This is a genomic window from Nonomuraea sp. JJY05 (assembly GCF_043496855.1).
Lineage (GTDB): Bacteria > Actinomycetota > Actinomycetes > Streptosporangiales > Streptosporangiaceae > Nonomuraea.
On the sequence record NZ_JBIEIS010000023.1, the window covers coordinates 65,899 to 90,150 of the forward strand.

Consider the following 24,252-nt stretch of genomic DNA (forward strand, 5'->3'; position numbering starts at 1 on the left):
GGCATCAGCACTTGTACGTGAAGCTGGCCTTGTCGCTGCGGACCGGGCCGGGAGTCAGGATCCGCAGGGTGGCGGTGGCCTTGACGTTGCTCCTGCCCTGGAGCGTCCACCGGAGCGGCACCTCGTACGTCGTCTGGTCCGCCTTCGTGTGCAGCGTCCCCTTGACGATCTCCTTGTCCAGGTTCTTGCGCCATTCGTAGGTGATCTCGCCGGCCGCCCCGTTGGTGACCACCGTTCCGGTGATCAGGACGGCCTTGTTGCAGCCCTGGGTCTTCTTCGGCGCCACCACGTCGATCGACTGGACCGCCAGCTCCTTGGTGTTCCCCGCGTAGAGCCAGGCCAGGATCGCCCCCGCCATGATGACCGCGAAGAGGGCCGCGGAGGTGATCGTGCGCCGCCGGCGCGCCCGCGAGGCCTTGGCCAGCCGGACGCCGGGGGCGTGCTCGGTGGCGGCCTGGTCGCGCCCGGCCCGCCAGATCCGCTCGGCCGTCGTCTCCGGCCGCTGCTCCTGCGTGCCGACCCCCGGCCCGAACTGCACCGGTCCCGAGGACCGGCCCGGGACGTGCAGCAGCGTGACGATGTCGCCTTCGTCCCTGGGCGGCAGGACCGGCGGCGGCGCGTACGCCCGCGACTGGGCGAACGCCGACCTCCCGCGGGCGGCCTGCGCCAGCCCCTCCCGGCCGGTGGCCCGGCCGGCCAGCATGTCGCGGGCGGCGGCCAGGCCCAGCGTCCCGGCCGTGACCGCGGCGCGTTCGAACAGCTCGGCCTCCTGCCGGCCCTGCCCGAACGACGCGGCCAGCCCGCGCGCCAGCGACGCCCACCCGGCCGCGTCCCGCTCGCGAGGCGCGACCCGGCCGCGGATGGCGTCGGACAGCCCGCGCTCGGACAGCAGCGCGGCGCCCTCCGCCGTGATCACCACGGTGCCCGGGTGCACGGACCCGTGCGTGACCCCGGCCGCGTGCAGCGCGATGAGCGTCTGGGCGGTCTCCACCAGTACGGACGCCGCGCCCGGCGGGTCGATCGGCCCGCCGGCGAGCAGGTCGGACAGAGTGGGGCTGACCGCCTGCGCGGTGAGCAGCCACACCTGGTCGCCCGCCGCCACCACGTCGGCCACCGGGATCAGCCCGGTCAGCCCGCCCAGCACCAGCCGCTGGTCGGTCATGACCACGTGCACCACCCGGTCGCGCACCCCGGGCAGAGCGATGATCTTCGGGTCGAACAGCAGCGCCCCCGCCCTGCGGCCATCGGGTGAGATCGCGTCGATCCAGTTGCCGAGCTCGGTCATCCAGGTGTGCTCAGTGAGCCGGAAACCGGCGATCCCATGTTCGTTCATCCGCCGTCCCCCCGGCGCGTCTCAGCGCTTCTTCCTGTGGCGTCCCGCCATACGGCGTCTCACCGCAAGTGTGACCGGAACCGCGCCGGACGTCATCAGCCCGAAGGCGATCAGCGCGGCCTGCGCGTCACTCCCGCGATCGACCCGGGGCTCCTCCGGCGACGGCTCGCCGCCGCCTTCGCCACCGCCGCCACCGCCGTCTCCGCCGTCTCCGGGCGGCTGGCTGGGGGTGGGCCGGGTCGGCGGGGCCGTGGTGGCACGGGGCGTCGGTGTGGGCGCGGCCGTGGTCGGCGGGGTCTCGCCCTCGGGGTCGTGGGGCGTGCCGGTGACCTGGGACTGCTCCGGAGACGGGGTCGGGGTCGGCTTCTTGATCTTGGAGGGCGTCTTGACGGGGGTCGAGACGGGCTTGGGCGTCGGCTTGCGCGTCGGGCGCCGCGTGTGGAGCGTGGTGACGGTCGGCCGCACGGGCGGCGGCGCGGCGCTCTGCGTCGGCGTCGCCTCCGGGGTGGTCGCCTCGGCCGAAGCGGTGGGCGTCGGCTCCTCGTCCGTCCCGTCGGTCTCCTCGGGCTCCGGCGTCGCGGGCACGGCCGTGGTCGGAGAGACCGTACTGGTCTGCGCCCGCAGCACCGGCTCGTCCGACGAGGCGTTGGCGATGATCACGGCCACGGCGACCAGCACGCCGACGGCGGTCGCCCCGATGGCGATCTTCGCGGGCAGCTTGCCGAGGACGCGCGACGGGTCGCGGAAGCGGGTCTCGGCCAGCGAGGTCTGCGTCTGGGCGGGCTCGTCCAGGGCCATCGGGAAGAGCAGGACCAGCAGGCCGGCGAGCGCGGCCAGGCGGCGGCGTCCGCGCTCCTCCCAGTCGGGCCCGTACCCCTCGGCCGCGGCCGCCTCCAGCTCGCTCAGGAACGCCTCCGCGGACGGCGGCCGCTGGGCCGGGTCCTTGGCCAGGCCGCGCTCGACGAGGCTCTGCAGCGGCGCGGGCACCTCGTCCACCGGCGGGGGCGAGCTCTGGTGCTGGCGGGCCAGGGCGGCGATGTTGGGGGCGCGGAAGGGCCGGGTGCCGGTCAGGCACTCGAAGAACACGACGGTCGCCGCGTACACGTCCGTCGCGGGCGCGGGAGGACCGCCCGCCCACTGCTCGGGCGCCATGTACGGCGGCGTGCCCGCGGCGCTCGCGCCCTCGCCCGCCTTGACCGCGATGCCGAAGTCCACGAGCTTGCTGGTGCCGTCGCCCTGGACCATGACGTTCTCGGGCTTGAAGTCGCGGTGGACGACGCCGAGCGCGTGCGCCGAGGCCAGACCCTGGAGCGAGCCCTTGAGGACGGTCAGCGCCGCCTCAGGGCCGGTCGGGCCCTCGGACCTGAGGATCTCGCGCAGCGAGACCCCGTTGATCAGCTCCATGACGATCGCCGCGCCCCGGCCGGACTCGACGTAGTCGATCAGCCGGGCGTGGTACTGGCTCTGGAGCGTGCCGAGCAGCCGGGCCTCGTGCCGGAAGCGCGCGACGAACCCCATGTCGGACTTCAGGTCGTCGCTGAGGTACTTGATCGCGACCTCGACGCCGTCGTGGTCGCGCCTGGCCAGGACCACGCGCCCGGACGCACCCGAGCCCAGGTCGCGGATCTCGGTGTAGCCGGGGACCCCCCACTGGCCTTCACCGTGCATAACGGTCTCCTCTGGAGTCTGCCGGGCCCCCACCCTCATCAATCGGCCGTAGCTTAACCAGAGGGAACCGCTTTCCCGCTACCGATATCCCTATTAGTCAGCAATGTCACCCAATGTTGTCGTCTGTACCGGGGCTGGGTGTCTTGCTGGGCTCCTCCTCTTTGGGGGGTTCCTCTTCCCTCGGGCACTCCTGCGTGGCCCCGCTCGCGCTGTCGCTCCCGTTGGCGGCCGCCGGGTCGGTGGAGGCCGTCACGGACCACTTCGTGCCGCAGGGGAGCTTGAGGGAGCGGCTCAGGGTCCTGGTGTACGAGGTGTCGCCGGACAGGGTGACCGACTCCGTGCCCCCGCCCTCGCCGGCCGAGAACGACACGACGAGCCGTACCGGCTGGGTGTTCGACGTGGTCACCGAGACGGTCGCGACGAGCCCGCCCTCGCTCGGACCGGCCCTGACGATCGAGACCCGCTGCACCTGCGGCGGGCAGGGCACCGAGGCCCGCGCGGTGGCGGTCCGGTCACCGGCGCGCACCCGCACCGACAGGGTCGCGCCGCACGGGCGGGACCTGAAGGTGTGGGCGAACGAGCGCGCGTAGGAGGTGCGGCCGGACAGGGTCGCGGTACGCGTGCCGACCGGATCGCCGTTGACCGCGAACTGGGCCTCGACGGGGATCTCCCCGGTGCCGCTCGCGCTCACCCGCACCGCCGCCTGCGCGGTGCGGCCGGGCGCGGCGGGCAGGTCCAGCGAGACGCGCAGGCCGGTCACCCTCGTCGGGCAGGCCGGAACGGCCAGCGAGGCCGTCCTGGCGCCTCCCGGGGCCGCCGGGGAGGTGGCGACGGTCAGCGTCACCGTGCTGCCGCACGGGCGCTCGCCGATGGACCAGGAGAGCGTGCGGGTGTAGGACCTGGCGCCGGCCAGGCGCAGGCGCTGGGTGCGGCCGTCCGTGCCGGGGGCCGACCAGGTCGCGGTGGCGGTGACGGCGCCGGCGCCGTTGGTGCGCACGGTGACCGTGGCGGCGGCGTCGCCGTCCTCGTCGACCGTGAGGCCGCCCACGTTCACGCCCAGCACCTCGGTCACGGGCTCGGGGGTGGGAGTGGGGGTGGGCGTCGGAGTCGGGGTGGGGGTCGGGGTGGGGGTCGGGGTGGGCGTCGGCGTCCGCTTGGGGGTGGGCGTTGGGGTGGCCTTCTTGGTGGGCTTGGGCGTCTTGACCGGTTTCGTGGCGGTCGGCGTGCTGGCCGGGGTCTTCACGGGGGCCTTCGCCGGGGTCTTCGCGGGGGTCTGTACGGGGACGACCGCCTTGGGGGTGTTCGCGGGCGTCGCCTCCGGGGTGACCTCAGGTGTGGTCTCGGGTGTGGTCTCGGGGGTCGGCTCCGGAGTGGTCGGGGGATCGGCCGCCGGTTCCGTCGTGAACTGCGACGGTGGCACGGCCGCCGCCGCGCCGAGCTGCTCCGTGGGCGGCGACTGGCGGTTGGCCAGCACGACCACCACCGCCACGGCGGTCGCCACGGCCACGGTGCCGGCCATGGCCACGCGTGCCACGTTCGAGCGCAGGCCGCGGAAGACCGTCCGGGCCAGCGAGGTCGTCACCTCGGGGACGGGCGTCTGGGCCGTGGGCAGGAGCAGGGCCAGCAGGGCCACGAGCGCGGCCAGGCGGCGCTTTCCGCGCTCCTCCCAGTCCTCGCCGTACGCGGCCCTGGCCGTGGCCTCCAGCTCCGCCACGAACGCGTGCGCGCTCGCCGGCCGCCGCGCCGGGTCCTTGGCCAGCCCGCGCCTGACCAGCTCGCGCACCGGCTGCGGCGCGTCGTGGAACGGCACAGGCGCGTGCACGTGCTGGTAGCCGAGCACGCTCGGCTCGGTGGAGCGGTAGGGCCGGTGCCCCGTCAGGCACTCGAAGAAGACGGCCGTGGCCGCGTACACGTCGGTCGCGGGGGAGGCGGGCAGCCCCTCCCACAGCTCGGGCGCCATGTACGGCGGCGTGCCCTCGGGGTGCGTGAGCGTGCCCTGCCGCACCGCGATGCCGAAGTCGACGAGCTTGCTGACCCCGTCGTCCCTGACGATCACGTTCTCGGGCTTGTAGTCCCTGTGCACGAGCCCGAGATCGTGCGCCCTGGCCAGCCCGAGCAGCGACCCCTTGAGCACCACCAGCGCCGCCTCGGGCTCGGTCGTGCCGTTCTCGCGCAGCAGGGCCCGCAACGAGACGCCGTTGACCAGCTCCATCACGATGGCCGCGCCACCGGTGTCCTGGACGTACTCCCACATCGTGGCGATGTTCGGGTCGCGCAGGGTGGTCAGCAGCCGCGCCTCGGCCTGGAACCTGCCCAGCGCGGCGGGATCGCGCAGCAGTTCCTCGGAGAGGTACTTGATGGCGACCTTGACGCCGGTCTCATCGTGTACGGCCAGCGTCACGCGCCCGCTGGCGCCCGCGCCGAGCTGCTTGACTTCCGTATATCCGGGAGCGCTCCACTCCATCGCCGTCTCCCATCACCATCAGGAGCAGGTGGTGCCTGCTCAATGGAACTACTCCCGATGGAGGATGTGAACAGGCGCATCGATACCTTCTTGGAGCATCGGATCCGGCTCGGGTTCGCCCCACGTGGTGACCAGGGGCAGCACCCCGGCCCAAACCGGCAGGTCGTAGTCCTCTTCCTCATCCTTGGGCGCCCCGCGCCTGATCTTGACCGACGCCTCCTCCAGCGACAGGGCCAGCACGGCGGTGGCGGCGAGCTCCTTGCGGTTGGGCTGCCTGACGTAGTCCCACTGCCCGGGCGCGAGCTGCTCGGACAGGGCCCGCAGCCCCGCCATCCGCTCCTCCGGGTCCGTCACGAGCCTGGCGCGGCCGTAGATGACCGCCGAACGGTAGTTGACCGAGTGGTGGAAGACGGAGCGGGCCAGCACGATCCCGTCCACGTGCGTGACCGTGACGCACACCTCGCCTCCGTCGGCGGCGCGCAGCGTCGTGGCCCCGGTGGAGCCGTGCAGGTAGAGGGTCTCGCCGATGCGGCCGTAGCCCGTGGGGACGACCATGGGGTGGCCGTTCACGACCACGCCCAGGTGGCAGACCAGGCCGGTGTCGAGCACCTCGTGGAGATCGTTCCTGTCGCTGCTGCCCCGCTCCTTCGAGCGGCCGAGCGTGGTACGGGAAGTGGTGGAGAGCATGATTCGACCGTAACCGCGAAGTGGACCTATCCTGTAGGGCCACTATCGAGCCCTTCGCGGAGACCACTTCCGTGCGTATCCATGTTGACCTGCCCGTTTCCCTTTCCCGTGACGCGGACGCGCCGCTGACCGCGCAGCTCGCCGACTGGCTGCGGCGCGCCATGCTGGACGGCACGCTGGCGCCCGGCGAGCGGCTGCCCTCCACGCGTTCCCTGGCGACCCAGCTCGCGGTGAGCAGGACCGTGATCACGGAGGCGTACCAGCAGCTGTACGCCGAGGGGTGGCTGGACGGGCGGCACGGCTCCGGGACGTTCGTGGCCGACATGGAGGTCTCCCCGCCGCCGCGCGAGCAGACGCCGTACGTGCCCGCGCCGCCGCCCGCCCCGGCCGACTGGATCGACCTCACCCCGGGCCAGCCCTGGGTGCGCGACTACGACCTGGCCGCGTGGAAGCGGGCCTGGCGCAAGGCCGCCGACCTGCCGCCGGGCGCCGACCCCACCCCGTACGGCCTGCCGCGCCTCAGGGAGCTGCTGGCCGACCACCTGAGACGGGCCAGGGGCATGGCCGTCGGCCCCGAGAACATCCTGGTCACCAGGGGCACCGGCAACGGGCTCGACCTGTGCGCGCTGGCCCTGCTCGGCAACGGCACGCGGGCCGGCGTCGAGGACCCCGGCTACCACGTGGCGCGCACGGTCTTCGCGGCCAGGGGCGCCGAGGTGGTGCCGTGCCCGGTGGACGAGGACGGCGTGATCGTGGACGGGCTGCCCGGCGACCTCCGCGTGCTCTACACCACCCCCGCGCACCAGTACCCCCTGGGCGGCCGGCTCCCGATCCCGCGCAGGGAGCGGTTGCTGGCCTGGGCCAGGAGCACGGGCGCGACGATCGTCGAGGACGACTACGACGCGGAGTTCCGCTACGACGTCGCCCCGCTGCCCGCCCTCTACGGCCTGGACCCGGCGCGGGTCGTGCTCCTCGGCACGCTCTCCAAGACGCTCGCGCCCGACGTGGGCGTCGGCTGGCTGGTCGGCGATCCCGAGCTGGTCGCCACCATCGCCCGCCTGCGGCGCAGCGTCGGCGACCGCACCAGCGGGCCCGTCCAGCAGGCTGTGGTCAACCTGCTGGAGTGCGGTGACCTCGACCGGCACCTGCGCCGGATGCGCCTGGAGTACGCCCGCCGCCGCGCCGCGGTCGTCGAGCTCCTGGGGCCCGTCTGCCGTCTGCGCGGCGACACGGCGGGGCTGCACGTGGTGGCCGAGCTGCCCGCGCCGGTCGAGCCGTACGTGGTCGAGCGGGCCAGGGAGCGCGGCGTCCTGCTCGACTCCATCGGCCGCCACCACCACGGGCGGGCGCGGCTGCACGGCGTGGTGATCGGCTACGGCTCCGCCTCGCTCGCCGACGTCCGCCGCGGCTGCCGCATCCTCGCCGACCTCATCCGCTCCACGGGTGCTCAGGGTGGATTTGAGTAGCCGAGCTCTCGCCCTCCACCACGCCCCCGAAGCATGCTGAACCCCATGAAATGGTGGCTACTCCTCGCGTCCCTGATCGTCACGTTGCTCACCGTCTGGCTGATCCTCTACGCAGGCGTGGCACCGTCCACGCTCCTCTCCCTTGGCGCCGGCGCGATCAGCCTGCTCTGGCTGGTCGTCGTCCTGACCGTCCCGTGGAACCTGTGCCTGACCGCCCGCCAGGTCCTCCACGAGATCCAGTTGTCCAGGGAGGCCGGCATCGAGGTGGCCCAGCACCGCGAGGACGAGGCGCGGCACATCGCCCGGCGCATGCTCGTGCTCGCGATCTCCGGCCACCTCGTCTCCGCCGCCGTGATCGCGGTCGTCACGTTCTTCGCCGGAGCCCAGCTCGGCTACTACTTCTCCGGCTTCTACCTGCTCGCCACCGCCTTCCGGCCGATCGCGGCGTACACGAAGCACCTGCGCGACCGGGTCGGGACGCTGGGGCAGGAGGTGCGCTACCCGCGCGAGGACGTGATCGCCCTGCGCCGGCGGGTGTCCGAGCTGGAGACGGTCACGCAGGCCCTCAGAAGGGACATCGAGGAGCTGCACGCCGCCCGCCAGGGCCTGGAGCTGGCCGACCACGATCTGGGCCGCCGGATGACGCTCATGGCCCGCCGGTTCGACGAGACCGTGGACGGGCTGAACGACAACCAGGAGGTGATCACGGGGCTGAAGGCGTTCCTGCGGTTGATCAGGGCGGACCCGGCGTAGGGGGTTCGAGGTCGCGCAGGACGGGCAGGGCGCGGGCGGCGTACACCGGGTCGACGGGCAGCACGTGCCGCGCCCACCAGCGCGCGGGCCCCGGGTCGGGGGAGGGCTCGGTGAAGGCGGGGGCGTAGTCGTCGTACGGCGGGTCGTACAGGTAGCCCGTGGCCACCCCGCGCCGCTCCAGCTCGGCGATGGCCGCGTCCCTGTCGCGCACCAGGAGCGGCACGCGGAACAGCGGCCGGCGCACGTTGTCGCGCACGGCGGGCGCGACCGTGGGCAGCTCGGCCAGGGCGGCGACGCCCGCGAGCCGCCGTCCGCGGTCGGCGGGCACCTTGGCCAGGCGCCTGGACTGGTACCAGCGGGCCACGCGGCCGCGGCGGGCGCGGTAGTCGTGCAGGTCGGCGCGTACCCAGGGGTCGAAGGGCGGCAGCTCGGGGATCCGCTCGAGCGCCTGCTTCAGGGCCTCGGGCTCCAGGGCGATGCGGTAGCCCTCGCGGTCCTCCTGCATGCCGAGTGCCCGCATGAGCCTGAGCGCGGGGCGTACGAGGTCGAGCCTGAGCGCCACCTGGCGGGCCATCGAGGTGGCCACGCCGGTCAGGTCGGCCTTCAGGGAGCCGGGGGCCAGCAGGGCGTCACGGGCACGCTGGAGCGCGCGCAGGTCGGACTCGTGCTCGACGGCCAGGACGCCGCCCGAGCCCGCCCCCGGGTGCTTGGAGAGGCTGAACACCCCGGCCTGGCCGAAGGTCCCCAGCGGCCGGCCGCCGACGCTCGTCTCCATGGCGTGCGCCACATCCTCGATCAGGATTTTTCCGGACAAGGAGGGGGCGTCGTCGGGCAGGCCGTACAGGTTGGTCGTCAGGACGGCGTCCACCGCGGAGAGGTCGACGCGGGAGACGTCGATGTTGCCGTCGCGCGGGGACAGCGGCGCGATCACCGGGCGCAGGCCGGCCGCGAGCACCAGGAAGAGGATCTCGTCGGCCGAGATCGGCGACATGAGCAGCCGCTGGCCCGGCTCGCACCAGTGGCGTAAGGCCAGGTAGAGGCCGAGACGGTTGGAGGGGAGCGCCAGGCAGCGACGGCCTGTGCGCTCCTCGACGAGCCTCACCCCTGCAGGACGGTACGGAGCCGTCCGTAGGTCTTCAGCGCCCTGTCGGCGGTCTTGAGCAGGAACGGGTTGGCCATCACCGTGGCGCGCGTCTTGCGCACCGGCACCCGCATCATCCAGTGGACCCCGGCCGCCGCGCCGATCCTGGCCACCCGGCCCTCGGCGACCTCGAACTGCCCCGTCTTGAGCTTGTCCTTGTACTCCTTCTCGCCCCGGCCCATGTCGATCACCTCGATGCCGTTGGCCGCGGCCTGCTCGGCCATCGCCAGGTGGTGGATCAGGCCGGGGGAGTACTTCGCGAAGTGCGTGTCGTAGGCGGGGAACCACCCGGCGAGCGTCGTACGCGTACGGAGCCCGAAATGCCCGGCCACCGGCCGCCCGTCCACGTAGACCATGTCGAGCACCCCGGCGAAGCTCTCCGACTGGGTGGCCAGCAGCCGCTCGACCAGCTCCACGATCCACCGGTGCGCGAACCTGTCGGTGCGCCCGGTGCGGCGATATTGGTCGGTCTTCCAGCCGAGCAGCGTGTGCAGGGGCGCCAGGTCGGTGGTCGCGTAGTCGTGGTGCATCGTCCCGGCCTCGCGCTGCAGCTTGCGGGACTTTGCCAGCGTGGTCTTGTACGTCTTGCCGGAGTGCTCCCGAAGTATGTCGGTGTAGTGCTCGTAGCCTTCGCGCAGGTCGATGATCGGCGACGGATGCTTGTCGTGCCGCTCGTTCAGCAGCGGCTGGCCGGCGACCATGTGGTCGAACTCGTACACCGCCAGCCCGCACTCCTTGATAAGGCGGCGCGGGTCGAGGGAGAAGCCTTTGGCACGTACCATCCCCTGCGCGTCGGTCAGCCCCGCGGCGACCGGTTTGCCGATGCCGAGCGGATGTCGTTCGAAGGGGAAGAAGCCCACGATGTCGGGGCCGTCGTAGAGGACCGCGACCCGTACGACATCTCGGAGTTCGCCTACCGTGATGGTGAATTCCGGAGACAGGAAGGGGCTGTTGAGCGCGGGGTCCGCCTCCTGCAGCTGCCTCCAGCGGCTCACTTCGGATTGTCCCAGCTCATGGGGCAGGGCAAGGGTGACGCGCATGGGCTCCTACCGTCGGCATGCCACTGTGATTCAAGCTTGAGGGGGGACCTGTACAGCCAGGGTAAAGGTTATTACCAGAACAGGCGTAACCGCAGGTCCCGAACGTTACCGAACTCTCAGGTGGTGTTCAGGACCGAGTGGCGTTCTAATGTGTGTTCATGACCGTACCTGGCATCGACTGGCCCGCTCTGATCGCGTGGATGGGCCGGAACGTGCCCGGCGCGGGCGAACCGCTGTCCGTCTCGCTGATCTCGGGCGGCAGGTCCAACCTCACCTACCTGATCGAGGCCCGCGACCAGCGCCTGGTGCTGCGCCGGCCGCCGCTCGGCCACGTCCTGCCCACCGCCCACGACATGCGGCGCGAGTGGCGGGTCATCTCGGCCCTGGCGGCCACGCCCGTGCCGGTGCCCTCGCCGGTCGCGTTCTGCGATGACGAGTCCGTCGTCGGGGCGCCGTTCTATCTCATGGGGTACGTGGAGGGGGCCGCCGTACGGAACCGGGAGGAGCTCGGCTCGCCGTCGCAGGCGCAGACGCGGCGGCTGTCGGAGCGGCTGGCGGAGGTGCTGGCGGCCATCCACGCGGTGGACTACCGCGAGGTGGGGCTCGGGGACTTCGGGCGGCCCGAGGGCTACCTGGCCAGGCAGCTCGAACGGTGGGGCCAGCAGTGGGAGCGGTCGAAGACGGCAGACCTGCCCGAGTACGACCGGCTGGTTGAGCGGCTGCGGGAGCGCCTGCCCGCCGCCTCCGACAGCACGCTGGTGCACGGCGACTACCGGCTGGACAACACGCTGATCCGGTTCGGGGACCCGATCGAGATCGCGGCCGTGGTGGACTGGGAGATGTCCACGCTGGGGGATCCGCTGGCCGATCTGGGGCTGACGCTGACGTACTGGCACGATCAGGGGGACGAGGAACGGGCGCGGATCCCCGTGGCGGGGGACGTTACGGTGGCGCCGGGGTTCATGAACGCGGCGGAGTTCGCCGCACACTACGCCAAGGTCTCCGGCCGTGATATTTCGGATCTTGGGTTTTATGTGGCTTTTGGCAACTTCAAGCTCGCTGTCATCGTGGAGGGTATCCACGCCCGGTTCCGGCAGGGTAAGACCGTTGGGGAGGGATTCGACCGCATCGGGTCCGCGGTGCCCACGCTGATCTCCCGTGCGCACCGCATGCTCGACCAGCCCTGACGGTCCGGCCTTCGCGAGGACCCCCGACGCAAGGAGCACGCCATGAGCACAGTTGCACTCATCACCGGAGCGGCCAGTGGCATCGGGGCCGCGGTGGCGCGGCGGCTGTCGGCGGGCGGCGTCAAGTGCGTCCTCGTCGACCTCGACGGTGAGGGCGCCGAGCGGCTGGCCAAGGAGGTGGACGGCGCCTGGCTGGTCGCCGACGTCAGCCGCGAGGAGGCCTCGCTGGAGGCGGTGGCGCTGGCCGAGCAGCGTTACGGCCGGCTCGACCTGGTCCACCTGAACGCGGGGATCCCGGGCGGCGTCGACCTGGCGGACTTCGACCCGGCGCGTTACCGCCAGGTGGTCGGGGTGAACGTGGACGGCGTCGTCTTCGGCGTGCGGGCCGGCGTCCCGCTGCTCAAGCGGTCGGGCGGGGGCGCCATCGTGGTCACCGCGTCGCTGGCCGGGCTCGTGGGCTTCGCCGGCGACCCGATCTACACGATGACCAAGCACGCCGTCGTCGGCCTGGTCAGGGCGCTGGCCGAGCCGCTGGCAGCGCAGAAGATCCGGATCGGTGCCGTCTGTCCCGGATTCACGGACACGCCGCTGGTGGCGGAGTCGCGGGAGATGTTCGTCAACGCCGGGTTCCCCCTGCTCACGGCCGAGGACGTGGCCGCCGCCGTCGAGTCCGCCTTCTACGCCGAGACCCCCGGCACGCTCCTGGTCGTGCAGCCCGGCCGGCCGCCGGTCCCGTACCGCTACGCCGGGGTCCCGGGCCCCGCGGGAGGCCAGCGTCCCCCTGTCTCCTGAACGGAAACCGGGGGATCCCGGGCCGCGCGGGAGGCCGGCGTCCCCCCGTCTCCTGAACGGAAACGGCAAGTACCTTGCAAGTGGGGCGATTAGCGTATTTAGGGTCAGCCTCTTGTACGTTTGCAGTCTCTGGAACGTTCGCAGCCCTCGCAGAATCCTGAGCCCTTGTAGGTTCGTGAGTCCTTGTACCTTCGCCGCAGCATGAGGAGCGTTCGGTGATTCCGACAGACGGCCGGCACGCGCGAAGACGATCGCCGTGGCCGCTCGCGCTGGGAGCAGGCGTCCTCGCCGTCGTACTGGTGGCGGGCATCATGGTCTACGCGTCGATGCGCGGCAAGTCCCGGGAGGTGTTCAAGGGCGACGACGTCGCCACGACGCTCCCCAGCGAGCCCGCGCCGCAACTGGAGCAGCCACCCGCCCTCGACAACTGGCCGCGCTGGGGCGTCACCCACACCCAGTACAGCGCCGACAACGAGCCGCCGCAGGTCGTGGAGGAGGCCAGGGGCGTGCTCGGCCGGGTCCCCATGCTGCAGAACCAGCACATCATGGGCTGGGGCGTCGGCAACCCGGAGCCCAGTCCCGGACAGTTCAACTTCCGTGATCTGGACCGGCGGCTGAAGTTCATGGCGTCGTCGCGGGCGGTGCCGGTGATCACGCTGTGCTGCGCGCCGGACTGGATGAAGGGCGGGCAGGCCGGGCGTACGGACTGGAGCAAGAACCACACGGTCGCGCCCGAGCGCGAGCATTTCGACGACTACGCCAAGCTGGCCGCCAGAGTCGCCAAGCAGTATCCGACGGTCAAGCACTACATGGTGTGGAACGAGTTCAAGGGCTTCTGGGACCCGTCCACGAACCGCTGGGACGCCGAGGGGTACACCGAGCTGTACAACAAGGTCTACGCGGCCTTGAAGAAGGTGAACAAGGACATCCAGGTCGGCGGCCCGTACATCCCCATCGAGACCAATTCCAAGGGCGGCCCTTCGGAGCTGAGCGGCCCCTGGGGCACGGTGGACCAGCGGGCGCTGGACGCGATCACGTACTGGCTGGACCACAAGAAGGGCGCCGACTTCGTCGTGGTGGACGGCGCGTCCATGACGAACGACCGGGGCAACGTGCCCGACGATTTCGCCGCCCAGGCCAAATTCGCCGCCATCACGACGTGGCTGCGGCAGAAGAGCAAAGACCTGCCCGTGTGGTGGGCCGAATGGTACGTCGAGCCCGAGAACTCCGGCTGGTCGGAGGCCAAGCGCACGGCGGTGCAGGCGACGGCGCTGATGGAGTTCGCCAAGAGCGGCGTGACGACGGCCCTTTACTGGAACCCGCAGCAGAAGAGCGAAGGCGAGTGCGCCGGCTGCCTCTGGAGCCCCAAGGTGGGCGGGGAGATGCCGATGGCGGGCCTGCTCAGCGGTTTCACCAAGTGGTTTCCCGCAGGCGTACGCGTCGAGTCCGTGACAACCTCGGACCCCAAGATCAAGGCGATCGGCCAGGAACGCCAGGTGGTCATGGTGAACACCTCGGACCGCGAGGTGACGGCCACGGTGGACGGCCGCCAGGTAACCCTGAAGCCCCACGAAATCAAATGGTCCGGCCGCGGCGGCACCTGAAAGCACGGCCTTCCACGGGGGCCCCGCCCCCTCGACCCCCGCGCGCTCACCCAGTGGGTCTTTGGAGATCAGAGGCGGGACGGGCACCGGCGGATCGACTGCCGCCCTTGTAGCCGGGCAGTGGCACGCGATAAACGCGTTGTGACGTCGGTGATGATCTCCTGATAATGGCCGGCATGGAGCAAATTGAGGTCGTCGTCGCCCATGGCGAGCGAGCGACCCTGCGCGTCGGCGATGTGTTCCTGAAGGTCGACGTCGATCAGACGCGCACCGATGTCGAGGTCGAGGCGATGGCCATGGTGCCGATCCCGACTCCGGAGGTGCTGTGGCGCAAGCCGCCCGTGCTCGCGCTCGCCGCCCTGCCCGGCACGGCACTCGGCCACCTCGGTGAGCCGTCGACCGCGTCGTCGGCGGCGTGGGCCGCGGCGGGTGCCGCCGCACGGATGCTGCACGACGCGCCGCTGCCGCCCTGGCCCGGCCAAAGCCTCGACGAGATCGTCTCGCGCCTCGACGGCGAATGCGAGTGGCTCGTCACGAACGGCGTCCTTCCCGCCGACCTGGTCGCGCGCAACCGCCAGGTTGCCGAGGCTGCGCTTCGGCCATGGACACCGGTGTTCGTGCACGGTGACTTACAGGTCAGCCACGTGTTCGTCGACGGTGACGAGATCACCGGCGTGATCGACTGGTCCGAGGCGGCCCAGGGCGATGCCCTGTTCGACCTCGCCATCTTGACGCTCGGACACGAGGAGCACCTCGGCGACGTCGTCGCCGGCTACGGCACCGACGTCGACCTCGACGTGATCCGTGCGTGGTGGTCGTTGCGAAGCCTGCTGGCGAGCCGCTGGCTGATCGAGAACGGCTTCGACCCGTCCTCGCCAGGCTGCGAGTTCGACGTGCTGCGAGCCCGGATGTGAGACCCGCACGAGTCCGAGTACGCGTCCGTGACCAGGCATAGAGGCTGACGCGAAGACCGGCGGGCGGGTGGTCAGCGGCGCGCCGTACCCCGGGCTCGCGATCTTCGTACGTCAAGACGTGTGATCGGTGCGGGCCAGTAGGAATCGGCGGGGCCCCGGTTCAGGGCCCCGATCGAGAGAGTCGTCATGGCAGCCGCACCGAGACGTTGCCCCGGTAGGAGCCCTGGAGCAGGGACAAGAAAGCCCGCGGCACGTCATCGAGCTTGCCCTTGATGGCCGTCTGCGGGTAGACGAAGCGGCCCTCGTCCAGCCAGGTGCTGAAGTGTTCCCGCCAGGCGGCGATCTGGTCGGGGGTGTGGTAGCAGGAGAACGGCAGCAGCTCGACACCCCTGGCCTGGGCCGCGGCATGGTCGGGCTCGGGGAAGCGCTCCGCCGCATCGCCGAGCTGGCTGGACAGCGAGCCGCACAGCGCGAAGCGGGCGCCGGGCCTGGCCGCCTGCAGCGCGGCCTGATACTGCTCGCCGCCCACGACGTCGAAGAACACCGAAATGCCCTCGGGCGCGAGCTCTCGGAGCCGGTCGACCGGCGAGCCGTCGTGATAGTCGAACGCAGCGTCGTAGCCGAGCTCGTTCACCAGATAGTCGACCTTGGCCTGGCTGCCGGCGCTGCCGATCACCCGCGCCGCGCCCAGGCATTTGGCGATCTGCCCGGCCAGTGAGCCGACCCCGCCCGCGGCGCCGGAGACGAACACCACGTCGCCCTCGCCGACGCCCGCCACGTCGGCCATCCCGTAGTAGGCCGTCGGTCCCTGACCGAGGTAGTAGCCGGGGTCGGCGATGGGATCGAGCTTCACGTACTGGGCGGCAGGCCCCGCCGAATACTCGCTCCAGCCGGTCATCGACTCGACCAGGTCCCCAACCGCGAGCTCGGGGCTGTCGGACCGGACGACGGTGCCGATGGCGGCCACGCCCACCCGCTGACCCGGCTGCCAGCCCGGTACGGGGAGGGTGCAGTCCGCGCGCATCAGCTCCAGGTAGGTCGCGGCGAGCCCTACCTGGTCGGTTCGCACCACAACCTCGCCGTCCACCTCGGTGGTGGCGACAATGAAGTGGTCGAGCGTGGGGGTGCCGACGATCTGTGCGGTCAGCTGGATCTCACGGGTGATCATTTTTGGTCCTTTGTCGGTGGGGGCCTTCGAAATCGACCCTAAAGAGGCTTCCGGTCACTTTTTGACCGGAAGTCAGGCGAGGATGGCGGTATGGCGAACACCAGCTCACGGACCCTCCGGCTGCTCTCGCTGCTGCAGACCCACCGCCACTGGTCCGGCACGGAACTGGCTGATCGGCTCGGGGTGTCCGAGCGGACCCTGCGCCGCGACGTCGACCGGCTGCGCGAGCTTGGTTATCCGGTCAGCGCGGCCCGGGGAACCGACGGCGGCTACCAGCTCGCGCCCGGCGCCGTCCTGCCGCCGCTGCTGCTGGACGACGAGGAGGCGGTGGCCCTCGCGGTGGGCATCGGCGACGTGGCGCAGAGCGGGATCGCCGGGATGCAGGAGGCGTCGCTGCGTGCGCTCACCAAGGTGATCCGGGTCCTACCGCCCCGGCTGCGGGCCAGGGTGGACGCCCTGCGGGAGATGACCCTCTCCGTCGCCGCGTCCGGGCCGGTCGTCACGGCGCAGGTGCTCACCGCGGTCGCCCAGGCCTGCCGGGACCAGGAGCGGCTGCGCTTCGGCTACACCGCCAGAGGCTCCGCCCCCACCGAGCGCGAGGTCGAGCCGCACCGCCTGGTCGCCCTCGGCGGACGCTGGTACCTGGTCGCCTACGACCTGACCCGGCACGACTGGCGAAGCTTCCGCCTCGACCGGCTGACCGAGCCGGCCGGGACCGGCACGCGATTCCGGCCGCGTCCACTCCCGGCCGAGGACGCCGCGGTCTTCGTCCAGGAAGCCAGCGGAGCCCCGGCTCCGTACACGGTTCAGGCGCTTGTCCACGCCCCCGCGGCCCGGGTACGGCAGGCGGTCGGCCAGTGGGGCACGATCGAACCGCTCAACCACGACACCTGCCGGATCACCATGACCTCGACCTCTCTCGATTGGCCGACCCAGGCGCTGGGCAATGTGGGCGCGGAGTTCGAGGTGCTGGGGCCGCCGGAGTTCGCCGCGCACGTCCAGGAGTGGGGTGCCCGCTTCATCCGGGCCGGCAGCGCAACCGACAGACCGTCACTGCCGTAGGCAGATCGCGACGGTGGCGCGACCTTCCGCCGCATCCTTGAACGCCTCTTCGGCAGGACGCTCGCCCAGGAGGTGCGCGACCGGCTGAGGCCGCTCCTCGAGGCTCGCCCGCCTCGGGAGGCCGCGGCGGCGCGGCGCGGCAGGTCGCCCGCGGCGCCGAACGCGACCGTGCGCCGGCTGAAGGACCTCATCTGCCCCGACCTCGACCGCAGCGCGCTGAGCCGGGGAAAGACCGACCACTACGCGCACCTGCCGGACCACAGGCTGCTCGAAGCGGTGTTCAAGCCGGGCGGCGACATGTACATCACGGTCAGGGGCGGGTCGTGCTCGACGGCAACCACCGTACGGAGGCGCTGCTGCGGCGGGTGACCAGGTCTGCTCGTGTCAGCGGCCGTATCAGCACGGCAACGGCCCGGCATCAGAGCGGTCGGCGATCGTGGATGCCATGAACGGTTCAGAGCCTGTCCGTTCAGTCGGATCTCGTAACAGCTTGAAGGAGCTCACCGCCATGTCGATCACCCTTACCGACCAGGACAAGCTCACCCTGCGGATCGCCGCGTGGGGCGCCGTGTCGCTGATGTCCGCCGCCGGCGCCGCCGGTTCGGCCCACAAGGTCGCCACCGAGGGCTCCATCGCCCTGACCTCCGCGACCGGCCTGGCCGGACACGTGCTCACCAAGGCGCCCAAGGGCGTGAAGTACGGCAAGTCCGTGGCCGAACTCGCCGACCAGGTCCTGCCGGCCCTGACCGCAGCCATGAGCCTGCTCAAGCAGCAGGATCCGGCCGAGGCCGACAACTTCCGCAGCACCGTCATCGTCGCCATCGACGCGGCCGCCGGGATCCACCGGGGTCAGCCCAGCCCCACCCTGGTGGAGATGGCCCGCAAGATCACCGAAGCCCTCGACGCCGCTTGATGGATGTCGGCCTCACGGGGTCCTCTCCGCCGACAAGATGTCGAGTCGCCCATCGTGCCCGGGGCCGAGCATCAATGACCTCGTACGTTAAGCGAAATGCCCGTGGATAGGGTGTGCTGGTGGAATTTTCTGGTGCTTCTCGTGTGCGGGTGCAGTATTCCGTCTCTACGTGGCAGCAGCCCTGCCCGGACCCGGCCTCGCCGGAGCGCTCCGCGCTCGTGAGCCAGGTGGCCGAGCAAGCGCTGGCGCGCGGCGGCGGCGGACGGGTGCTGGTGGGGATCGACGGGTTCACCGCTTCGGGCAAGACGAGCTTCGGGCACGAGCTGGCCGAGGAGATCGTCAAGGCGGGGCGGCCCGCGCTGCGGGCCACCCTGGATGACTTCAAGAAGCCGTGGAAGGACCGGCACCTCTACGACCGTGAGTCGGGCGAGGGCTACTACCGGAACGCCTACGACTATGAGGCGGTCAAGAGGCTGCTGCTGGAGCCCGGCCGGTCCGCCGAGGCGGTGGCGTGTGCGCTGTGCGGCATCGACCCGCTGACGCAGATCGATCATTCCGGGACGACGACGCCGCTGGCGGCGGACTCGGTGGTGATCGTGGACGGGGTGTTCGCGTTCCGGCCGGAGATCGACAAGTACTGGGATTTCCGGATCTGGATGGACGTGGACGCCGAGCTGTCGGTACGCAGAGGGGCCGAACGCGACCAGGACTGGGCCGGGTCCGAGGCCGAGTCGATCCATCGGAACCGCTATCTGGTCGCCGAGCGCATCTACCTCGAGGAGGCCGATCCGCTGCAGCGGATGGACGTCGTCATCGACAACACCGCCTTCGACCGGCCCCGCATCAAGTGAGTCCGAAGAGCGGCAGGCAGGGCTCCAGGCCGTCGATCCGCACGGGGACAGGGTCGGTGAAGTCGGCCCGGTCGAGGCGGAGGCGCTGCTGGACCGCCCGCTTGCCGCGTACCTCGTCCACCATCAGCCCGTCCGGCCGGTAGCCGAGCCTGCGGGAGACGCCCAGCGAGGCCGGGTTGTCCAGGAACGCGCTGGAGACCGCCGTCAGGGCCCCGAGCCCGGTGAAGGCCAGGTGGAGGACGGCGGCGCGCATCTCCGTGCCGAGGCCCTTGCCCTGATGGGCGCGGCCCAGCCACGAGCCCGTGTGCACCTCGCGGGTGACCCGGAAGCCGTACGCGGACAGATCCTGGGTGCCGACCACCCGGCCCTCGTGGACGACGACGAAGTTGCAGCACCACCGTTCGGGCTGCCATCGCGAGATCACTCCGAGCTGGAACCGGACGACGTTCCCCGGCAGCTCATCGGCGGGGACGTCCGTCCATGGCACGCCGAACGGCATCAGGTCCGGATCGTGCACGCCTTCCGCGGCCCGGTCGGCCAGCTCGTCGAGATCGTCCAGAGAGGGCATGCGGAGCTCGAGGCGGGGCGTGGTGAGGCGGAGGTTGAGTACGGGCCAGTTGCGCATACCGCGTCATTGTTCCAAAGCCTGGCGCGGGCGGCTGGAGCCTGGTTTGCGCCAGTACGTGAGGAAGCGCAGGACCCACTCCACGGGCCCGTACCGGTGCCTCTTGAGCCACCAGTGGCTGTAGAAGACCTGGCAGACGAAGACGCCGAGCGCGATCAGCACCTCCAGCGGCGGGCTGACCCGGTCCACGAGCGCCAGCCCGTACCCGGTGAAGATCAGCGAGCAGATCAGCGACTGCGCCAGATAGTTGGACAGCGCCATCCGGCCCGGCGCCGCGAGCGCCCGGGCGATGCGCGGCATGTACGGCAGCAGCCGCAGGAACGTCGCCGCGTACGCGGCCGCCAGCAGCGGGGCCGTCACGAGGTCCACGGCCTCGCCCCAGAACTTGTGCATCGTGCCGTGCCAGGCCGACGTCGTGTAGACGAACGCGCCCGCGAGCCCGACCGTGAACCCGGCCCACTGCAGCTTGCGCAGCGTGCTCGTGTGGGCCGACAGGTCGCGCATGGCGCCCAGCTTGCCGATCGCCAGGCCGATCAGGCACGCCGCCAGCACCGCCGGCCCCTGGAACAGGACGCGGAAGACGATGATCAGCGACAGCTTCCTGAGGTGCTCGGAGATGATCTGCAGGGCGGAGGCCGCCAGCGCCGTGTCCGCCTTGGTGGCCTCCGCGGCGGAGTCCGCCACCGTGCCGCCCATGTCCAGGCCGAACGTGGCGAGCAGGGCCAGCAGTACGAAGCCGAGCGCGAGCATCGCGGTCAACATGACCGCCAGCACCACCGCGGCCTTGGGCCGGAGCTTGCGGAAGATCAGCAGGGCCAGGCCCACGGCCGCGTACGTCGTCAGGATGTCCCCGGGGAACAGCAGGACGGCGTGGGCCAGCCCGATCAGGAGCAGCCCGGCCAGGCGGCGCAGGAACATCGGCCCGAACGGGCGCCCCTGCCGCGCCGCCGAGTCGACCTGGAGGGTGAAGCTGTAGCCGAACAGGAAGGAGAACAGCAGGTAGAACTTGTTCTCCACGAGGAGCGTCACGCTGAACCGCACGGTCCAGTCGAGCGGGGACTGGAAGGCTGGCTCGGCCATCCCGGCCATCCGGTAGCCGGAGGCCAGGAAGGCGATGTTGACAACGAGGATGCCCAGGAGTGCGAAGCCTCGTAAGGCGTCGACGGAAGCGATCCTCGCAGCCGCGAGTCGTGCGTTCGGCATGACGGGGAGTGTCTCCTGTGTCCTCATATGGAGAACATCATCCCGTACAAGCTGAGTGTTTCCTGTGAATTTAGTTATTTTGTGCGATGTAGATGAATCGTTCGATGATCACTGCCAGCGCGACCACGAAAGCGGGCACGGCCAGGAAGAGCAGACGCTTCCTGGTCTTGCGTGCGCGGTTGGGGCCGTTCAGCCGGATGACCTCGTACGCGAAGAGCGAGACCCATGTCACGGCCAGCGCGCCGATGCCCACGGGTGTCCACGGGGTGGTGGGGTCGCCGCGTCCCTTGTAGGGCTGCGGTGCGGGAATCTCGGTGCCCCGGACGAACTTCTTCCAGGTGTAGAGGGCCGCGTCCTGGTTGGAGAACACCCGCTTCAGATCCGGCGAGGCGTCCAGCGCCGCGCGGAACTTCGTCCCCCAGTCCTCCGGGAAGCCCTCGTTGAGCTGCAGGTAGCTCACCTGCCCGCGGCTCACGATCAGGTACGAGTTACGCGGTTGCTCCTTGAGCGCCGCGACCGCGTCCGCGATCTGCGTCGGGTCCTTGTGCACCAGGGCCTGCACGCCGAAGTTGACCAGCTCGACGTCCTTCTCGCCCCACGGCAGGGTCGGCGTGACCTCCGGGCCCTTCTTGGGCACCAGGTAGAGCACCTTGGCGCTCGGCTTGTCGTGCGCGTAGACGTAGTGCAGCGCGGCCACCTCACCCGTGGTGACCCGCTCGAACTTCTCGTTGCCGTACCTGGCCAGCAGGAACGCGAACGCGAACAGCACCGCGAAGCACGCCGCGAGCACGACCGAGAGCTTCTTGGTGAACTGCGGGTTGAAGCGCACGTTCCGCTTGCGCAGCGGAACGGTCTCCTCGCGCACGTCCACGCTGTCGGCCGGCAGGTTGGGGAAGAACGCGTACGCGGCCAGCAGACAGGCTCCGGGCAGCGCGAACATGTAGATCCGCAGCCCGATCTCGCCGCCGTAGCTCTGCAGCCCCAGCGCCAGCACCGGCACGCAGAGCAGGATCAGCGCCGACCGGTCGAACACCCCGCGCCGGAACCGCCTGACCAGCCCCGTGGCCGCCAGGCTGAGGATCACCACGAGGATGCCGAGCCGCGCCTGCAGCACCAGCGCGTGCGCGGGGTCGCTGCCCTCGATCCGGTCGCCGGTGCTGTTGCCGATGTTCTGCAGGATCCGGCCGAAGCCGCCGAAGATGGCGCCGATCTGGCTGGACCAGAAGCCCACTGTCATGTAGCTGATCCAGGCCAGCACGAGCAGCCCGAGGAAGAAGGGCAGCCCCCAGGTCAGCGACGTCCGCTTGAAGATGAGGAACGCCGTCACGACCCCGAGCATCATGAACGGGGTGATCTGGTGCGAGGCCACCGACGCGACGAACAGCGCCAGCAGCATCATCAGCATGAGCAGCTTGTCGGCCCGGTACGTGCCGGTGTTGGCCAGCTCGCCCGGGGTCATCGAGTCCAGCTTGCCGAGCAGCTTGCGCAGGCCCTTGGGCGGGATCGGCTTCGTACGCTGCTCGACCCGCCCGAACCATCTGAGCAGGATCGCGATGAACGCCAGATACAAGGCGAACGTGAAGCCCTGCGGCGAGAAGTAGTCCTGCCCGATCCACTGCACCAGCACGAACAGCAGCGCCGCGAACCACCGCGCCCGCGTGGTGGCCACGACCTGGCGCAGGATCAGTACGAACGGGAGCAGGTAGAGCAGGTTCGAGACGAGCGGCGTCCACTGCAGGATCGGCGTCAGGTCGGTGATCCCGGCGGCCTTCGTCACGAAGGCGAACAGCGCGAAGAAGCCCGGCCAGCCCATGCGGGCGTCGATGCTGATGGCCGACTCGCCGGTCCTGCTGATGAACTCCACGAAACCGGCGTGGATGTACGCGGTGGGGAAGCGCGGCGCCGTGGCCACCAGGGCGCCCGCGCCGTGCAGGGCGAAGGTGATGGCGGCGATCTGGAACAGCAGGAGGAACTTGCGGTCGGTGCTCTGGGCGACCGTGACGAAGAACGACACGATCATGATGAGGATGGCGATGAACGCCGTCGTCGGGAGGGCCGAGATCAGGCCCAGGCCGTCGATGTTGTCGGGGTCCACGCCGCGCAGGGGGCCTGGGGCGACCTTGAGGGCCAGGATGTACATGGCCAGGCCCTCGAGGACCAGCAGCACGGGCAGCCACTGGGGCGCATTGGCGACGAGCGCGCCGATGCGACCGCCGAGCGTGCGCGGCTTGCCGGGGGCCGGCTGAGGGGACGGCTTGGGGGTCGCCTGCTTCGTGGCGGCCTGGGGGGCCGCGGTGGATTGGGAGGTCGCGGCCTGCCGGGGCGCCGTGGGCGGGGCTGCGGCGGGCACGGGCGAGGCTTGCTGCGGCGCCTCCGCAGGCGCGGCAGCGGCCGACCCACCGGCGGGCGCTGCTCCGGCGGAGGGCGCCGGGGTGGGACGGACTATGGGCACAGGCACGGTCCCGGCGGCCGCCGTCTCGGTGACCGGCCGCTTGGCGGGCGCTTCGGCAGGGGATGCGCCCTTGGCAGGCGCCTTCCCGGGCGCCGCATCCTTCGCGGGCGCCTTCTCGGCCGCGGCATCCTTCGCGGGCGCCTTCTCGGCCGCGGCATCCTTCGCGGGCGCCTTCTCGGCCGCGGCGCCCTTGGCAGCGCCGGGCGTGACGGTGCCGGACGCGGCGGCACCGGGAGCGGCAGCGCTGGGCGTGGCAGGGCTTGAGGTAGCGGCGCTGGAGGCAGCCGCGTCGGAGGTGGTGGCCTTGGGCGTGGTGGTGCCGGGTTTGGTGGCGGCATCGGACGTGGTGCCCGTCGCCTCCGCCGAGGCCCCACGCTGCCCATCGCCGTCGGCCCGCGCGCCATCGACGGGTTGCGGCCCGCTCGCAGGCTGCGGCCGGACGTCCGCCTTGGCATTCGCGGTCGGCTTCCCGTCACCGGTCGGCTGCGGGCCGCTCGCAGGCTGCGTGCGAAGGCCGGGTTTGGTGGCGGAGTCGTCAGCGGGATCGGCGGACGGGGCGGAAGCGGCCCCCTGCGCCGGGGTGGTGACCGTGCCCGTGGCGTCCGGGTCGGCGGCCTCCTCCACGGTGGGCGGGTGCCCGATGTGCAGGATGGCCGGCAACCGGATCATCGTCGTCGTGTCCGAGTCCGGCTCGGCGTCCTCCGAAGCCTGATCCTCCGAAGCCGGGTCCTGCGAAGCCTGGACCTTCGAGGCCTTGTCCTCCGAAGGCGGGCCCTCCGGGGGAGCGGTGTCGAACGTCAGCTTCGGGATGACCCCGGTAGCCTCCGGATCGAAGGGCACGTCTGACTCCTCCTTGTCTCCGCGCACGGCCCCGCGCACCTCCGAGGAGCTTGCAATGCCATCGCCGTCCCGTTGCTTCACGTTGACCA

20 protein-coding genes are annotated in these 24,252 nt (G+C 71.1%); 10 read left to right on the plus strand and 10 right to left on the minus strand.

Features of this window, described 5'->3' with window-relative positions:
• Positions 1-4: 4 nt before the first annotated feature.
• The 4 genes from ACFKCF_RS32895 to ACFKCF_RS32910 form a co-directional block, all read right to left on the minus strand.
• Positions 5-1,333, minus strand: coding sequence for a hypothetical protein (locus ACFKCF_RS32895; protein WP_394499166.1), 1,329 nt, complete (start codon positions 1,331-1,333; stop codon positions 5-7).
• A 21-nt stretch (positions 1,334-1,354) separates the two neighbouring features.
• Positions 1,355-3,001 (minus strand): protein kinase, encoded by a 1,647-nt coding sequence (locus tag ACFKCF_RS32900; RefSeq protein WP_394499167.1) that lies wholly within the window; start codon positions 2,999-3,001, stop codon positions 1,355-1,357.
• A 106-nt stretch (positions 3,002-3,107) separates the two neighbouring features.
• Positions 3,108-5,465 carry a protein kinase gene (locus ACFKCF_RS32905; protein WP_394499168.1) on the minus strand — a complete coding sequence of 786 codons (2,358 nt, stop codon included), beginning with the start codon at positions 5,463-5,465 and terminating at the stop codon, positions 3,108-3,110.
• 48 nt (positions 5,466-5,513) lie between these two features.
• Positions 5,514-6,152, minus strand: a complete 639-nt coding sequence (locus ACFKCF_RS32910) for a pyridoxamine 5'-phosphate oxidase family protein (protein ID WP_394499169.1) — start codon at positions 6,150-6,152, stop codon at positions 5,514-5,516.
• Positions 6,153-6,223: 71 nt separating this feature from the next.
• Between ACFKCF_RS32910 and ACFKCF_RS32915 the strand changes: the two genes are divergently transcribed.
• Together ACFKCF_RS32915 and ACFKCF_RS32920 are read left to right on the plus strand one after the other, a co-directional pair.
• On the plus strand, positions 6,224-7,618 hold the full coding sequence (locus tag ACFKCF_RS32915; RefSeq protein ID WP_394499170.1) for a PLP-dependent aminotransferase family protein: 1,395 nt from the start codon (positions 6,224-6,226) through the stop codon (positions 7,616-7,618).
• A gap of 45 nt (positions 7,619-7,663) precedes the next feature.
• Positions 7,664-8,371 carry a hypothetical protein gene (locus tag ACFKCF_RS32920; RefSeq protein ID WP_394499171.1) on the plus strand — a complete coding sequence of 236 codons (708 nt, stop codon included), beginning with the start codon at positions 7,664-7,666 and terminating at the stop codon, positions 8,369-8,371.
• Here the strand turns inward: ACFKCF_RS32920 and ACFKCF_RS32925 are convergent.
• On the minus strand, positions 8,352-9,473 hold the full coding sequence (locus ACFKCF_RS32925) for a DegT/DnrJ/EryC1/StrS family aminotransferase (RefSeq protein WP_394499172.1): 1,122 nt from the start codon (positions 9,471-9,473) through the stop codon (positions 8,352-8,354). The genes ACFKCF_RS32920 and ACFKCF_RS32925 overlap by 20 nt on opposite strands.
• Positions 9,470-10,552, minus strand: a complete 1,083-nt coding sequence (locus tag ACFKCF_RS32930) for a GNAT family N-acetyltransferase (protein ID WP_394499173.1) — start codon at positions 10,550-10,552, stop codon at positions 9,470-9,472. The genes ACFKCF_RS32925 and ACFKCF_RS32930 overlap by 4 nt, the downstream gene beginning before the upstream one ends.
• A 158-nt stretch (positions 10,553-10,710) precedes the next feature.
• Between ACFKCF_RS32930 and ACFKCF_RS32935 the strand changes: the two genes are divergently transcribed.
• The 4 genes from ACFKCF_RS32935 (at position 10,711) to ACFKCF_RS32950 (ending at position 15,049) form a co-directional block, all read left to right on the plus strand.
• Complete coding sequence (locus ACFKCF_RS32935) at positions 10,711-11,739, plus strand: phosphotransferase family protein (RefSeq protein ID WP_394499174.1); 1,029 nt, start codon at positions 10,711-10,713, stop codon at positions 11,737-11,739.
• 42 nt (positions 11,740-11,781) lie between these two features.
• Positions 11,782-12,531, plus strand: coding sequence for an SDR family oxidoreductase (locus tag ACFKCF_RS32940; RefSeq protein ID WP_394499175.1), 750 nt, complete (start codon positions 11,782-11,784; stop codon positions 12,529-12,531).
• Positions 12,532-12,746: 215 nt separating this feature from the next.
• Entirely contained in the window at positions 12,747-14,135 is a 1,389-nt protein-coding gene (locus ACFKCF_RS32945) for a xylan 1,4-beta-xylosidase (RefSeq protein ID WP_394499176.1), read from the plus strand.
• Positions 14,136-14,311: 176 nt separating this feature from the next.
• Entirely contained in the window at positions 14,312-15,049 is a 738-nt protein-coding gene (locus ACFKCF_RS32950) for a phosphotransferase family protein (RefSeq protein ID WP_394499177.1), read from the plus strand.
• 184 nt (positions 15,050-15,233) lie between these two features.
• On the opposite strand, the gene ACFKCF_RS32955 is transcribed toward ACFKCF_RS32950, so the two are convergent.
• Positions 15,234-16,217 carry a zinc-binding dehydrogenase gene (locus tag ACFKCF_RS32955; RefSeq protein ID WP_394499178.1) on the minus strand — a complete coding sequence of 328 codons (984 nt, stop codon included), beginning with the start codon at positions 16,215-16,217 and terminating at the stop codon, positions 15,234-15,236.
• 90 nt (positions 16,218-16,307) lie between these two features.
• Between ACFKCF_RS32955 and ACFKCF_RS32960 the strand changes: the two genes are divergently transcribed.
• The 4 genes from ACFKCF_RS32960 (at position 16,308) to ACFKCF_RS32975 (ending at position 19,043) form a co-directional block, all read left to right on the plus strand.
• The gene (locus ACFKCF_RS32960) at positions 16,308-17,279 is read left to right on the plus strand and encodes a helix-turn-helix transcriptional regulator (RefSeq protein ID WP_394499179.1); all 972 of its coding nucleotides are present in this window, start codon (positions 16,308-16,310) and stop codon (positions 17,277-17,279) included.
• Positions 17,280-17,351: 72 nt separating this feature from the next.
• Positions 17,352-17,648 (plus strand): hypothetical protein, encoded by a 297-nt coding sequence (locus tag ACFKCF_RS32965; protein ID WP_394499180.1) that lies wholly within the window; start codon positions 17,352-17,354, stop codon positions 17,646-17,648.
• Between the two features lie 139 nt (positions 17,649-17,787).
• Complete coding sequence (locus ACFKCF_RS32970) at positions 17,788-18,192, plus strand: hypothetical protein (RefSeq protein ID WP_394499181.1); 405 nt, start codon at positions 17,788-17,790, stop codon at positions 18,190-18,192.
• Between the two features lie 149 nt (positions 18,193-18,341).
• Positions 18,342-19,043: a uridine kinase gene (locus ACFKCF_RS32975; RefSeq protein ID WP_394499182.1), complete on the plus strand. Its 702-nt coding sequence runs from the start codon at positions 18,342-18,344 to the stop codon at positions 19,041-19,043.
• Here ACFKCF_RS32975 and ACFKCF_RS32980 read toward each other — a convergent pair.
• From ACFKCF_RS32980 to ACFKCF_RS32990, 3 genes are all read right to left on the minus strand, one after another.
• The gene (locus tag ACFKCF_RS32980) at positions 19,036-19,668 is read right to left on the minus strand and encodes a GNAT family N-acetyltransferase (RefSeq protein WP_394499183.1); all 633 of its coding nucleotides are present in this window, start codon (positions 19,666-19,668) and stop codon (positions 19,036-19,038) included. The genes ACFKCF_RS32975 and ACFKCF_RS32980 overlap by 8 nt on opposite strands.
• Before the next feature lie 6 nt (positions 19,669-19,674).
• Complete coding sequence (locus ACFKCF_RS32985; protein WP_394499184.1) at positions 19,675-20,871, minus strand: DUF418 domain-containing protein; 1,197 nt, start codon at positions 20,869-20,871, stop codon at positions 19,675-19,677.
• 70 nt (positions 20,872-20,941) lie between these two features.
• Positions 20,942-24,163 (minus strand): hypothetical protein, encoded by a 3,222-nt coding sequence (locus ACFKCF_RS32990; RefSeq protein ID WP_394499185.1) that lies wholly within the window; start codon positions 24,161-24,163, stop codon positions 20,942-20,944.
• Between the last annotated feature and the right edge of the window lie 89 nt (positions 24,164-24,252).

What these genes read in the sequence shown, in the direction of transcription:
- ACFKCF_RS32895 (WP_394499166.1), bottom strand. Translation starts at nt 1,333, where the DNA reads ATGAACGAACATGGGATCGCCGGTTTCCGGCTCACTGAGCACACCTGG.
- ACFKCF_RS32900 (WP_394499167.1), bottom strand. Translation starts at nt 3,001, where the DNA reads ATGCACGGTGAAGGCCAGTGGGGGGTCCCCGGCTACACCGAGATCCGC.
- ACFKCF_RS32905 (WP_394499168.1), bottom strand. Translation starts at nt 5,465, where the DNA reads ATGGAGTGGAGCGCTCCCGGATATACGGAAGTCAAGCAGCTCGGCGCG.
- ACFKCF_RS32910 (WP_394499169.1), bottom strand. Translation starts at nt 6,152, where the DNA reads ATGCTCTCCACCACTTCCCGTACCACGCTCGGCCGCTCGAAGGAGCGG.
- ACFKCF_RS32920 (WP_394499171.1), top strand. Translation starts at nt 7,664, where the DNA reads ATGAAATGGTGGCTACTCCTCGCGTCCCTGATCGTCACGTTGCTCACC.
- ACFKCF_RS32930 (WP_394499173.1), bottom strand. Translation starts at nt 10,552, where the DNA reads ATGCGCGTCACCCTTGCCCTGCCCCATGAGCTGGGACAATCCGAAGTG.
- ACFKCF_RS32935 (WP_394499174.1), top strand. Translation starts at nt 10,711, where the DNA reads ATGACCGTACCTGGCATCGACTGGCCCGCTCTGATCGCGTGGATGGGC.
- ACFKCF_RS32940 (WP_394499175.1), top strand. Translation starts at nt 11,782, where the DNA reads ATGAGCACAGTTGCACTCATCACCGGAGCGGCCAGTGGCATCGGGGCC.
- ACFKCF_RS32950 (WP_394499177.1), top strand. Translation starts at nt 14,312, where the DNA reads ATGGAGCAAATTGAGGTCGTCGTCGCCCATGGCGAGCGAGCGACCCTG.
- ACFKCF_RS32955 (WP_394499178.1), bottom strand. Translation starts at nt 16,217, where the DNA reads ATGATCACCCGTGAGATCCAGCTGACCGCACAGATCGTCGGCACCCCC.
- ACFKCF_RS32960 (WP_394499179.1), top strand. Translation starts at nt 16,308, where the DNA reads ATGGCGAACACCAGCTCACGGACCCTCCGGCTGCTCTCGCTGCTGCAG.
- ACFKCF_RS32970 (WP_394499181.1), top strand. Translation starts at nt 17,788, where the DNA reads ATGTCGATCACCCTTACCGACCAGGACAAGCTCACCCTGCGGATCGCC.
- ACFKCF_RS32980 (WP_394499183.1), bottom strand. Translation starts at nt 19,668, where the DNA reads ATGCGCAACTGGCCCGTACTCAACCTCCGCCTCACCACGCCCCGCCTC.
- ACFKCF_RS32985 (WP_394499184.1), bottom strand. Translation starts at nt 20,871, where the DNA reads ATGCCGAACGCACGACTCGCGGCTGCGAGGATCGCTTCCGTCGACGCC.